We start from the raw sequence: 12,270 nt of genomic DNA, 5'->3' as shown, positions 1-12,270 counted from the left end.
CGTTTGCCCAGCCCGACCCGGGGTAAAACAACGTGGGCGTGCCAACCTTCAAATCCGTCCGCAAAAAAGATCGAATCCAGGCATGCGACGGCGTTAGGTGCCGCGGAATTCGACACCGAGCCACCCCACGGCCGAGCCGTCGAAAGAACAGTACCAAGAGCGCCAACACGCAACAGCCAAACGTTTAAGGGCAAGTCCACAAGGCAATGGGCTCCACGGCCTGCTGCCGGACACGTGCGTCATGTGCGTAAGCTACGTCTCACAGAAAAATCAGGCACTGACTTGGCGGCGACGACCTCGGCGAGAAACTGGCCGGTGTAGCTTTCTGAAACCGCGGCGACATCCTCCGGAGTGCCCTCAGCGACAACGGTTCCACCCTGAGCACCACCCTCGGGCCCCATGTCGATGATCCAGTCCGATGTCTTAATCACATTCAGGTTGTGTTCGATCACAATGACCGTATTGCCTTTGTCGACGAGGCAGTTAATGACGTTGAGCAGCTTGCGGATATCGTCGAAATGCAGCCCAGTAGTAGGCTCGTCAAGAATATAAATGGTGCGCCCGCTCGAGCGCTTCTGTAACTCGGACGCCAGTTTCACCCGCTGTGCCTCACCACCAGACAACGTCGGCGCGGGCTGGCCCAGTCGGACATAGCCCAGGCCGACATCGACCAACGTGCGCAGGTAACGGTGAATGCCGCTGATCGACTCAAAGAACTCTGCCGCTTCCTCGATCGACATGCCTAGCACTTCGGAGATAGTCTTGCCTTTGTAGTGCACCTCGAGAGTCTCTCTATTATACCGGGCGCCCTGGCACACTTCACACGGCACATACACGTCCGGCAAGAAGTTCATCTCAATCTTGATGGTGCCATCACCGGTGCATGCTTCACAGCGACCACCCTTGACGTTGAACGAGAATCGGCCGGGTTGATAGCCGCGAACTTTCGCCTCGGTGGTGACAGCAAACAAGGTCCGGATCCTGTCGAACACCCCGGTATAAGTTGCCGGGTTGGATCGCGGTGTGCGGCCAATCGGCGACTGATCCACCCGCACCAGCTTGTCCACCTGGTCCAGTCCAGTCACCCGAGTATGACAACCCGGGACTTGACGAGCGCCGTTGAGCCGATTGGCCAGGACCGCCGCCAGGATGTCGTTGACCAAAGTTGACTTGCCAGAGCCCGACACACCGGTCACCGAAGTCAACACGCCAAGCGGAAACGAAACGTCGATCCCGCGCAGGTTATGCTGTCGGGCTCCGACGACAGTGAGCTGACGCTTCCGGTCAACGGAACGCCGACGGGTGGGAATGGCAATACTTTTTTGGCCGGACAGGTAAGCACCGGTAATCGAATCCTTATTGGCTAGCAGTTTGCGGTAGGTCCCGCTGTGCACGATCTGGCCACCATGCTCACCTGCGCCCGGGCCGATGTCGACGATCCAGTCGGCGTGAGCGACAGTATCCTCGTCATGTTCGACGACAATCAGCGTGTTGCCCAACGCCCTTAATCGCATAAGGGTTTCGATGAGTCGACGGTTGTCGCGCTGGTGCAGCCCTATAGACGGTTCGTCAAGAACGTAGAGCACGCCCACCAGACCGGAGCCAATCTGGGTGGCCAGCCGAATGCGTTGGGCCTCACCGCCGGACAACGTGGCGGCCGCTCGAGACAGCGCGAGATACTCCAGCCCGACGTCGAGCAGAAAACCGAGCCGCGACTGGATTTCCTTGAGCACCTGCCCCGCGATCGCTCGCTCGCGCGCACCGAGAGTGAGCGCGTTAAGAAAATCCAAGCAATCCGAGATGGACAGATCACAAACACCGGCAATGGACTTCACGCCACGCTCACCCGCAGCCAGCGTCACCGCCAGAATCTCTGGCTTGAGTCGCGTACCCTTACACACTGGGCAAGGCACGTCACGCATGAAGCCTTCATAGCGTTCCTTCACCTGTTCGGACTCGGTCTGCTCCATTCTGCGCTGCAGAAATGCCAGCACGCCTTCGAAATCGGTGTAGTACGAACGGGTTCGACCGTACCGGTTGCGGTAATGCACATGGACCTGATGGTCGGAGCCCTCGAGAATCGCCTTGCGAGCCTTGGCCGGCAGTTTGCGCCATGGTGTGTCGACGTCGAATCCCAGCTCCTTTCCAAGCCCAGCCATCATTCTAGTGAAGTACTCCCCGGTGTGCCCCGCCGACCATGGCGCCACAGCACCCTCGGCCAGAGTGCGATCCGGATCGGGCACCACCAGATCCGGGTCGACCTCTTTGCGGATCCCCAAGCCCACACATTCGGGACAGGCGCCGTAGGGAGAGTTGAACGAGAACGAGCGCGGTTCCAGATCGTCGACAGCCAGGGGGTGCCCGCTGGGGCAGGCCAGCTTCTCGGAGAAGCGCTGCTCACGCGGGTGGCCGTGTTCGTCATGATCGTCGGGAAATTCCAGCACCACGATGCCGTCAGCCAAGTTCAGTGCAGTTTCCACCGAGTCGGTCAACCGCTGCTTGGCGATGACCTTGACGGTGAGTCGGTCCACCACCACCTCGATGTCGTGCTTCTCCTGCTTTTTCAGCTTCGGCGGATCAGCCAACGGGTACACCACACCGTCGACCCGCACCCGGCTGTAGCCCTGCGCATTGAGCTTGTCGAACAGGTCAGCGAACTCGCCTTTGCGGGTACGCACCACCGGGGCAAGCACCAAAAATCGGGTGCCCTCCGGCAGTAACAGCACCTGATCGACAATTTGCTGAGGCGTCTGACGGGTGATCCGCTCGCCACATATCGGACAATGCGGCGTGCCGGCCCGCGCATACAGCAACCGTAGGTAATCGTACACCTCAGTGATCGTCCCAACCGTCGATCTGGGATTGCGGTTCGTCGACTTCTGGTCGATAGACACTGCCGGGGAAAGACCTTCGATGAAGTCAACGTCCGGCTTGTCCATCTGCCCCAGGAATTGGCGCGCGTAGGCCGACAATGACTCCACGTAGCGGCGCTGCCCCTCGGCGAAGATGGTGTCAAAGGCCAGTGACGACTTGCCCGATCCGGACAGCCCAGTGAAGACGATCAACGAATCGCGCGGCAGGTCAAGATCGACGCCTCGCAGGTTGTGTTCACGGGCACCCTTGACGATCAGGCGGTCAGCCACGCTGCCCCTCTCCCTGAAACTCTCACTCGCCGAACGATGGTACGGCGCACTCTACGCTAGATGTGCCCACCAATAAGCAACACACGCAGGCCTCAACTCTGCCGCAGCCAAGTAACGTGACAGCAATGATTAGCGTGGACGACAATTACACTGGGCACGTTGACCCGGGTACCGCAACCCGCCGGACCTTACCCGGCGCCATGATCCTGAAGGCGTCGGTGGGCCCGATGGACAACAACGCCTATCTAGTGACATGTTCGGTCACCGGAGAAACACTTCTGATTGACGCCGCCAACGACGCCGAGGTGCTTATAGATCTAGTCCGACGCTACGCCCCGAAGCTGTCGCTCATTGTTACCAGCCATCAACACGTCGATCACTGGCAAGCACTGGAAGCGGTGGTCGCGGCTACCGGTGTGCCGACCGCCGCACATGAGATCGACGCCAAATCACTACCGGTCAAACCGGATCGTCTGCTGGTTAACGGTGACTGCGTACAGATTGGGGAGCTGATGTTCGACATTATCCACCTGCGTGGGCACACACCCGGGTCGATCGCACTGGCACTCGGCGGAGCCACCCCCGGCCCCAAAACTGGGGGGATCACGCAGTTGTTCACTGGCGACTGCCTGTTCCCCGGGGGCGTTGGTAAGACGTGGCAGCCTGGTGACTTCACCCAACTGCTCGACGACGTCACCACCCGAGTGTTCGATGTGTATACGGACGCTACGGTCATCTACCCCGGCCATGGCGATGACACGGTACTCGGCACGGAGCGCCCCAACTTAGCAGAATGGCGCGAGCGAGGCTGGTAGGGCTCTGGCTGCCAGACTCACTGGTGCTTCACACTTTACGGCGTGGTGTGCACAATCAAGACGTCAATTTTGGCCCGACGCGAGACATTGGCCGGAACCGATCCCAGCAGCCGGCCTGCAATTGTACTCAAACCGAAATTGCCAACCACCAGCAGATCGGCATTTGCTTCCTCGGCGAGGTTCACCAGCGCATCGACCGGAACGCCGACGACTGGTCGCTCTTCGACGTTCTTCGCCCCGGCAACGTGCGCCCGCTCCTTCGCGTCGTGCAGGATCTCGTAGATCGGGGCGGTGCCCGTCACTTTGTAGCTTTCGTCCTTCAGGATGTCGGCCGCCCGAGCGTCGTCATGCTGGGGCAAGTAAACCGATGCGATGATCAGCTTCGCATCCGACCCGGCAATCTTTCCTGCCCGGTCCACTGCGCGCAACGACGAATCCGAGCCGTCGGTCCCCACCACCACGGTCTGATAGGCGCCCATTTCCCCTCCAAATGTCAGTTGCTAAGCTCAAGACAGTATCGCGTTATTCAATGCAGATGGGCCAGAGGACCGACTCAGCAGCATGGCGCGGCCAGTTTTTTGTCCAGCCAGGGCAACTCGAGAGGCAATACCTGCAAATAACACGATGTTCGACTGCTCACACTCAACGTATTAAAGTCCTACTGCGCACAGCTTTTACATGACTCGCAGGCATCGAGTACGGACAACCCGGGCTGACGCCGTACCAGCTACACCCCGCCAGCGGGACCGCTAGTGACCAGGCTCATCGCGTACATTTTACAGTGACAGCATCATGTCTGCATCGGCACTAGAGCTGCGCACAACGGACGTAGGTGACGATTCGGCACGCCAGCATACGCACGGCGCACTGCTTGACCCTTGGGCAATTGCTGTGCTAGCCACCATAATCAGCGGGGCCTGGGCCAATCGGCCTTCACTCTGGTTTGATGAGGCTGCGACGATATCGGCTTCAGCAAGCCGCACTGTGCCAGAGCTATGGAAGCTACTAGGTCACATCGATGCTGTGCACGGCTTGTACTACCTGCTGATGCACGGCTGGTTCGCGATATTTCCGCCGACCGAATTCTGGTCACGGATTCCAAGCTGTCTGGCAATTGGTGTCGCTACTGCCGGAGTCACGGTGTTCACCAGGCAATTTGCCACGCGGACTACTGCGATATGTGCAGGCATTGCCTTCGCCATTCTGCCGCGCGTTACCTGGGCAGGTATCGAAGCTCGCTCGTCTGCTTTGTCGGTGGCCGCAGCTATCTGGCTGACCGTGCTACTCGTGACCACGGTACGGCGCAATAGACCATGGCTGTGGCTGTGCTATGCGCTAGCATTGATGCTGTCGATGTTGCTGAGTCTCAGCCTGGTCACGCTGGTGCTGGTTTACGCCGCAGTCCTGCCATGGTTCACACCCAACAAATTTCGGAATTCTCCGCTCATCTGGTGGGCAGTTACCTCAGTCGCCGCACTCGGGATCATGACGCCGTTCATCTTGTTTGCTCATGGCCAGGTAGGACAGGTCGGCTGGATCTTCCGGATCAGCTGGCACTACGCCTTCGACATCACGCAACGGCAGTATTTCGATCACAGCGTCCCGTTCGCGATTGTCACGGCCATCGTCATCGTCGCCGCGATCGCGGCTCGACTGGGCGGTCTGCACGCTCCGGCAGGCGACCTCCGCAGTCTCGTGATTATCTGCACAGCGTGGATCGTCATTCCGACCGCCCTGCTGGTCATCTATTCGGCGGTCATCGAACCAATCTACTACCCACGCTACCTGATCCTCACCGCTCCGGCGGCAGCTATCATCACAGCGGTCTGCATCACTACGGTCGCCCACAAGCCGCAGTCTATTGCCGGCATTTTAGTACTGTTCGCTGTTGCCGCTTTTCCGAATTACCTCCTCACGCAACGCGGGCGATACGCTAAAGAGGGCTGGGACTACAGTCAAGTAGCTGATGTGATCAGTTCCCGTGCTGTGCCCGGGGACTGTCTGATCGTGGACAACACCGTGCCCTGGCGGCCCGGACCGATCCGCGCACTACTGGCCGCTCGGCCAGCGGCCTTCCGATCGCTGATCGACGTCGAGCGTGGTTCCTACGGGCCTAAAGTTGGTGCTCTGTGGGACGGCCATGTCGCCGTGTGGCTGGTGACGGCCAAGATCAACAAATGCTCCACGGTGTGGACGATCTCCGACCGAGACAAATCACTGCCCGAACATCAAACGGGACAATTACTGTCACCAGGACTCATATTGCGACGTGCACCAGCGTATCAATTCCCCAGCTACTTGGGGTTCCGCATTGTCGAGCGGTGGCAATTCCACTATTCGCAGGTCATCAAGTCAACGCGGTGAACGATGGCTGCGATGGGTCGAAGCAACGAAACCGACCGCGGCCAACATGGTGAAAACCAGATAGAGTCAACGAGCTGCTGCCGCTTCGCCGGCCTTGGCTGTGTCGACCACCACGCCGACCGGCCCTGCGCCAAAAGCCGCTGAGGCCAGCTGCACGATGCAGACCGCGGCGGCAAGCACGCTACTCTCAGCCAGACCGTTGACGCAAGCCATTGCACGTTTGGCTTGATGGGACCACCCAGCCTCGCTACTTGCCCCGGTGACCAACACAACACCAGCGCCCAGAGCGCGACTAATCCCGATCAGCACGTTAGCACACTAGTGGTTGCGCCCAACGCCGTAACGAGCAGCGCAGCTGCAACCACGCACCCGACAACACGAGGATTGCTCAGCGACGCGCTAACGATCTCGCCGGTGGTTCAATCAAAAGCCAGAGCCGCGCCCCAGAAACCCGGCTGCTACCGAGCTCAGATGCCCGAGTTGCTGACCAAACAGCGGCACATACATGGTAGCCATTACCACGACCATCGACACCATCATGACCAGGTAGATCGATTTCAACGATCCGGAACCAAATACGCTGAACGGCAACACTACAACGTGCATTCGCCAATCAACGACCACAAACATCCCTATTAACAACGCGTCGACGACGAGCAGGCCGGCAGTCACCATACAAGTACTATGGATAGAGTTCAGCGACGCTAACCACCATCCCAGCTGTACCCATCAGCAGCATCAACCGCGCCGGCACTTTGTATGCTGGAGCCGACGATGGGGTAGCGGCGCTCGGGGAAGCCTGATTTACGAAGAATACGAACCGGCACCAATAAACTTAGGGCCATCAGGGCAATCATCATCACCATCGCCACCGCGCCAAATGCCCATCGCCACAGTCCGAGCTGGGCAAACTCCCCAACGCGAGACCGACCTAAAGTCGCGACATCCCACATCACCTATACCTAGTGCTGAACCGCAAGTCCACAGCGACTGAAGCAAGGCAGAGGTGCAGAGCGCGTAGCCCAAGCCGACTGTCAGTCCACCAGCCACACCTTGCAGGGTGTGTCCAGCTACCAGAACTTCCATGGCCGGCGCAGCCGGCGCACACTAAACTGATGACGCCAAATGCCGCCCGTCCCACCAGGGATGACGTACGCGCCCCTACGCAGGGCAACAGCGACTGACCGCAGTCACTGCGACGACCGACCTGACCAGGTAAAGGGCAGTTATCTAAGCATACAGCCGGCTGCCGCCGATTTCGGCGATCGCACTGAGGAGCAGACTGGCGGTCAGGAACTCGTTAGTGACATACAGCCCCACGCCACCGGCCAGTAAGATAAACGTACCGATCTACTCGCCCAGCGGCTGCCGTCAACTGCCAGTATCGCTTTCCGTATCCCGTCACGCCTATACCGTAGGAGTTTGCACGCAGCTGACATTCACTTGAGGCCCGCCGCATCCATCCCACGCATTTCCTTTTTGAGATCTGCAATCTCGTCACGGAAGCGCGCGGCCAACTCAAATTGCAAGTTACGAGCAGCGGCCATCATTTGGGTGGTGAGATCGTTGATCAGGTCGGCGAGTTCAGCACGCGGCATACCAGCGATGTCGCGACCCTCGAACACACCGGTGCTGACCGGGTAACCAAGTTCGCCCTGGACGCGCCGGCTACGGGACGCGTTACGCCCCGATTCACCCACCCCAACGGTGTCGGTATTATCTGCCTCACGATAAACTTGATCGAGAATGTCGCCGATCTTCTTGCACAGCGGCTGTGGGTTAATGCCATTGGCTTCGTTGTAGGCGATTTGCTTTGCCCGCCGCCGCTCAGTTTCATCTATAGCCTCGGTCATCGAATAAGTGATCGTATCAGCATACATATGCACTTCACCGTAAACGTTGCGGGCCGCCCGGCCGATGGTCTGGATCAGACTACGTGCCGACCGCAGGAAGCCTTCCTTGTCGGCATCCAGGATCGCTACCAACGACACCTCGGGCAGGTCAAGGCCCTCACGCAGCAAGTTAATGCCAACCAGCACGTCATACTCGCCAAGCCGCAGTTGACGCAGTAATTCTACCCGCCGCAGAGTGTCGACCTCGGAGTGCAGATAACACACTCGGATGCCCATCTCCAACAAGTAGTCGGTGAGATCTTCGGCCATCTTCTTAGTCAGCGTCGTAACCAACACCCGTTGATCGGCGTCGGCGCGTTTGCGGATTTCGCCAATCAAGTCGTCGATCTGCCCCTTGGTTGGCTTGACCACCACTTTCGGGTCGACCAGACCGGTCGGCCGGATCACCTGCTCGACGAACTCGCCACCGGACTGGCTGAGTTCATACGGTCCCGGGGTGGCCGACAAGTACACCGTCTGTCCGATCCGGCTGGCGAATTCTTCCCAGGTTAGCGGACGGTTGTCACACGCTGACGGCAGCCGAAACCCATATTCGACGAGGTTACGCTTCCGCGACATGTCACCCTCGTACATGCCACCGATCTGCGGAACAGTGACGTGTGACTCGTCGATGACAAGCAGAAAGTCCTCCGGGAAGTAGTCGAGAAGGGTCGCAGGAGGGGATCCAGCCGATCTCCCATCTATGTGGCGGGAGTAGTTCTCGATACCCGAGCAGAACCCGACCTGCCGCATCATTTCAATATCATAGTTGGTGCGCATACGCAGCCGCTGCGCCTCCAGCAGCTTGCCCTGGCGTTCGAATTCGGCGAGCCGCTCGGCAAGCTCTTCCTCGATGGTGGAGATCGCCTGAGCCATCCGCCCGGGACCAGCCACATAGTGGGTTGCAGGGAAGACTCGCAGAGCATCGACCTGACGGATCACCTCGCCAGTGAGCGGGTGGAGATAATATAGTGCCTCGATCTCGTCGCCGAAAAACTCAATTCGAACCGCAAGCTCCTCATAAGACGGGATAATCTCCACTGTGTCGCCGCGCACTCGGAAGGAGCCTCGGGTAAAGGACAAGTCGTTGCGGATGTACTGCACGTCCACTAACAGCCGCAAGAGGTTGTCACGAGGCATCTCGTTGCCGACCACCAACTCGACGGAGCGGTCCAAGTAGGACTGTGGAGTGCCCAGGCCATAAATGCACGACACGGAGGCCACCACCACCACATCACGCCGCGACAACAACGACGACGTCGCGGAGTGCCGCAGCCGCTCTACATCGTCGTTGATGGAGCTATCCTTTTCAATATAGGTGTCGGTCTGCGCAATGTACGCTTCCGGCTGGTAGTAATCGTAGTACGACACGAAGTATTCGACCGCGTTGTGCGGCAACATCTCTCGAAGTTCGTTCGCCAGCTGAGCGGCCAGCGTTTTATTTGGCGCCATCACCAGGGTAGGCCGCTGCAGCCGTTCGATGAGCCAAGCGGTGGTCGCTGACTTCCCGGTACCGGTGGCGCCAAGTAGCACCACATCACGCTCCCCCGCTAAGACCCTCCGTTCCAACTCGTCGATAGCGGCGGGCTGGTCACCGGCCGGTGCGTACGAGCTGACCACCTCGAAGTGGCCACCGGTGCGTACGACTTCCTCAACGGGACGGTATTCCGAATACGCTACTACTGGATGCTCAGTGGCGAAGGCCATGCCTCCAGCGTAGAACCAAACACCAACAGAGTGACTCCGGTCCAGCAGGGTCTATCCGGTGGAACGGGTCCATACCTGAGTGGCAGGATCGCATTGGAGCAGGTAACCAGCGTTTCAGGTGAACATGGCAAACACCGAGGCGCCCAGCCAGTCACACAAGCTATCGGAGGCGTGAACTCCGGTCGTAATGAAGGTTTTAGCGCAGCTTTTACCTGCACAGACGATCTGCTCATTGCTGGTTGGGTCGTATACGAGTTTGCCGACACCGCTGCACAACTCGCCAAGGACAGGCAGCAGCGACGAGGTAGCAGGCGCGGCCGAGGCGTTAGACACGACTGCGGGGCGAAAAACCTTGAGTGCTAAGTCTCGGCACGGAGTCCGGACATGCCTCTTTGTGCATCCCGCACGTTCAAACGATGCCGGGTCCGCATAGAGGGTAGGTCGATGCTTGCTATGAAAAAGCTACGAGTGGCCAGATCGAAACAAAGCGAAATCATAGACGAGTCTAGTAGAAACGACGAACTCGGCCAACTGATTACTGATGTAGTGAGTCGACCAGCCCCGCTAGTGCTTACAATTTGGTACAATGGGCCTCATCAATCCTGCGCAGCAAGTCATGAAGTAGTCGTTAGGCATAACGCGCGCACCGATCTGCATATCGCGGATCTAAGGATCTCTTCTACCCATCTTATTCTCTGTTTTTGATCGGAGTCAGCTGCTAGCGATCGACAACGGCTCGTTGCACAGAACCTACGTAAACGGTTACCGCTTGCCGGTGTTCGACATTTACGGCAGCCAGAGCGTCAACATCAGAAATCCACATGGGCCGCGGCTAACCTTCGAGATCGAACCCCGGCAAGCGACGACCAGCCAGCCGCCACAGACGAGGTCAATGCCAGACTCGGGGGCCACCCACCCTTGCCTGTTCACTGACTCCAGAACACCGGATCGGAGGCCCTTCTCGGGGATGCCCAAATACCGCTCGTTCCCCACGCACCGAAGCACCTTCGCGGGTGCACCCATCCGGGATGCCAGCACGGTCCTCGCTCGACGCGGTGACCGTGGCCAACCCTGGAGCGATTGCCCCGCCCAACTCGACGTCACTTCAGCAGAAGTTTCCAAATTTGCGACAAAAACGGCGAAGTTCTTGTCAGAGCAACCCTCTATGGCTCCCGGTCCCGTCCGGATGTCTGAGTCGACCGGCACGGTCACGATTGGCCAAGCTAACGACAACAACATCGCCACTCCCAGTATTTTCGCCTCGTATTATCACGCAACGCTGGTTTTGACACCGCTTGGCAACGAAATTCTGGACCGCAGCATCAACGGGACGTTCGTCAACGACATCCACGGCGGGTCGGCGATCTGGACCGAGGGCAGCGTGGTCATCAGGCAATGTCGATCTGATGTCCAACTAACAGCACCCTGTTACCCCACAGCTAGGCGACTACGTGCACTGGTGGGCTAGAGGTGCGCGGGGTCAAGTACTACATCAACACCGGAAAACAACTGCTGGACAACATCTCACTGCTCGCTGGGTTCGACACACTTACAGCGACTATCGGCGGGTCCGATGCCGGCAAAACGACCCTCGCACAGCAAATCGTCGGTTACGTCCGCGCGACTTCCGGCTCAGCCACGTTCAAGGGATACGATATCCACGCAGAATATGCGTCGTGCGCATAAGGATGGGAATGGTCCCGCAAGACGACATGGTACACTGCCAGTTGATAGTTAACCAGGTGCTGGGCTACGCAGTCGCACTGCGACTACCGCCCGGCACCAGCAAATATGATCGCGCCAAGGTTGTCCCCCAAGTACTCGCAGAACTCAATCTAACCAAGCATGTCGACACCCGAGTCGACAAACTGTCCGGCGGTCAACACAAGCGCACCTCGATGGCGCTAGGGCCGCTCATCCGATCGTTGCTGCTGATTCTTAACGAACCGATGCCGAGCCTACATCCAACGCTAGACCATCAAGTGATGATGATGTTGCATCACTTGGCTGACGCCGTCCGCATAGTGATTGTGGTTACACACATGTTGTCCTCTCCCAAGATATGCGACCAACTGCTGGTGGCACTGGGTGGGGAGACGGTGTATTGCGGCCCTCCGCAGGACATCAGCAAGGCGATGCGAACTACCGACTGGGCCAAGACCTTCGCTCAGGTAGGCGTCGATCTCGAGAAAGCCAACCGAAACTTCTTGCCTCATAACCGGAACCAACTTAAGGCACCGGCCTCAGCTCGATAAGCCAACCAAGCTAGATAGACCAGTACACACCAACGTGAGATGGCAAATCTCGAACATTGTGCGCTGGTAGGACCATCGGCTGGTCGCCGATCGC

12 protein-coding genes and 1 pseudogene are annotated in these 12,270 nt (G+C 58.6%); 5 read left to right on the top strand and 8 right to left on the bottom strand.

What is annotated here, in order from left to right:
* Positions 1 to 239: 239 nt before the first annotated feature.
* Positions 240 to 3,143 (bottom strand): excinuclease ABC subunit UvrA, encoded by a 2,904-nt coding sequence (gene uvrA / locus MUBE_RS01725; RefSeq protein WP_116539222.1) that lies wholly within the window; start codon positions 3,141 to 3,143, stop codon positions 240 to 242.
* Positions 3,144 to 3,268: 125 nt separating this feature from the next.
* On the opposite strand from uvrA, the gene MUBE_RS01720 reads away from it, so the two are divergent.
* Positions 3,269 to 3,958 carry an MBL fold metallo-hydrolase gene (locus MUBE_RS01720; protein ID WP_116539221.1) on the top strand — a complete coding sequence of 230 codons (690 nt, stop codon included), beginning with the start codon at positions 3,269 to 3,271 and terminating at the stop codon, positions 3,956 to 3,958.
* Between the two features lie 35 nt (positions 3,959 to 3,993).
* Here MUBE_RS01720 and MUBE_RS01715 read toward each other — a convergent pair whose 3' ends face one another.
* Positions 3,994 to 4,437 (bottom strand): universal stress protein, encoded by a 444-nt coding sequence (locus tag MUBE_RS01715; protein WP_116539220.1) that lies wholly within the window; start codon positions 4,435 to 4,437, stop codon positions 3,994 to 3,996.
* A gap of 313 nt (positions 4,438 to 4,750) precedes the next feature.
* Between MUBE_RS01715 and MUBE_RS01710 the strand changes: the two genes are divergently transcribed.
* A complete protein-coding gene (locus MUBE_RS01710; RefSeq protein ID WP_116539219.1) occupies positions 4,751 to 6,322 on the top strand; it encodes a mannosyltransferase in 1,572 nt (523 codons plus the stop codon).
* Between the two features lie 66 nt (positions 6,323 to 6,388).
* Here MUBE_RS01710 and MUBE_RS16685 read toward each other — a convergent pair whose 3' ends face one another.
* The 3 genes from MUBE_RS16685 to MUBE_RS16675 form a co-directional block, all read right to left on the bottom strand.
* Positions 6,389 to 6,631, bottom strand: a complete 243-nt coding sequence (locus MUBE_RS16685; RefSeq protein ID WP_243632734.1) for a hypothetical protein — start codon at positions 6,629 to 6,631, stop codon at positions 6,389 to 6,391.
* Between the two features lie 114 nt (positions 6,632 to 6,745).
* The gene (locus MUBE_RS16680; protein WP_243632733.1) at positions 6,746 to 6,997 is read right to left on the bottom strand and encodes a hypothetical protein; all 252 of its coding nucleotides are present in this window, start codon (positions 6,995 to 6,997) and stop codon (positions 6,746 to 6,748) included.
* 29 nt (positions 6,998 to 7,026) lie between these two features.
* Positions 7,027 to 7,275 (bottom strand): hypothetical protein, encoded by a 249-nt coding sequence (locus MUBE_RS16675; protein ID WP_243632732.1) that lies wholly within the window; start codon positions 7,273 to 7,275, stop codon positions 7,027 to 7,029.
* A gap of 193 nt (positions 7,276 to 7,468) precedes the next feature.
* On the opposite strand from MUBE_RS16675, the gene MUBE_RS16670 reads away from it, so the two are divergent.
* Positions 7,469 to 7,657, top strand: a complete 189-nt coding sequence (locus MUBE_RS16670; RefSeq protein ID WP_243632731.1) for a hypothetical protein — start codon at positions 7,469 to 7,471, stop codon at positions 7,655 to 7,657.
* Positions 7,658 to 7,761: 104 nt separating this feature from the next.
* Here the strand turns inward: MUBE_RS16670 and uvrB are convergent, their stop codons facing one another.
* From uvrB to MUBE_RS16665, 3 genes are all read right to left on the bottom strand, one after another.
* Complete coding sequence (gene uvrB, locus MUBE_RS01700; protein WP_207801621.1) at positions 7,762 to 9,921, bottom strand: excinuclease ABC subunit UvrB; 2,160 nt, start codon at positions 9,919 to 9,921, stop codon at positions 7,762 to 7,764.
* Positions 9,922 to 10,035: 114 nt separating this feature from the next.
* Positions 10,036 to 10,254 carry a hypothetical protein gene (locus MUBE_RS01695; protein ID WP_116539218.1) on the bottom strand — a complete coding sequence of 73 codons (219 nt, stop codon included), beginning with the start codon at positions 10,252 to 10,254 and terminating at the stop codon, positions 10,036 to 10,038.
* Between the two features lie 556 nt (positions 10,255 to 10,810).
* A complete protein-coding gene (locus tag MUBE_RS16665) occupies positions 10,811 to 11,014 on the bottom strand; it encodes a hypothetical protein (RefSeq protein WP_243632730.1) in 204 nt (67 codons plus the stop codon).
* 72 nt (positions 11,015 to 11,086) lie between these two features.
* Between MUBE_RS16665 and MUBE_RS16660 the strand changes: the two genes are divergently transcribed.
* Entirely contained in the window at positions 11,087 to 11,389 is a 303-nt protein-coding gene (locus MUBE_RS16660; protein WP_243632729.1) for an FHA domain-containing protein, read from the top strand.
* Positions 11,390 to 11,391: 2 nt separating this feature from the next.
* Positions 11,392 to 12,176: pseudogene (locus MUBE_RS16650) on the top strand (ATP-binding cassette domain-containing protein).
* The last annotated feature ends 94 nt before the right edge of the window (positions 12,177 to 12,270 follow it).

The organism is Mycobacterium uberis (genome assembly GCF_003408705.1).
Taxonomy (GTDB): domain Bacteria; phylum Actinomycetota; class Actinomycetes; order Mycobacteriales; family Mycobacteriaceae; genus Mycobacterium; species Mycobacterium uberis.
This window is presented reverse-complemented; position numbering and strand designations above follow the sequence as displayed.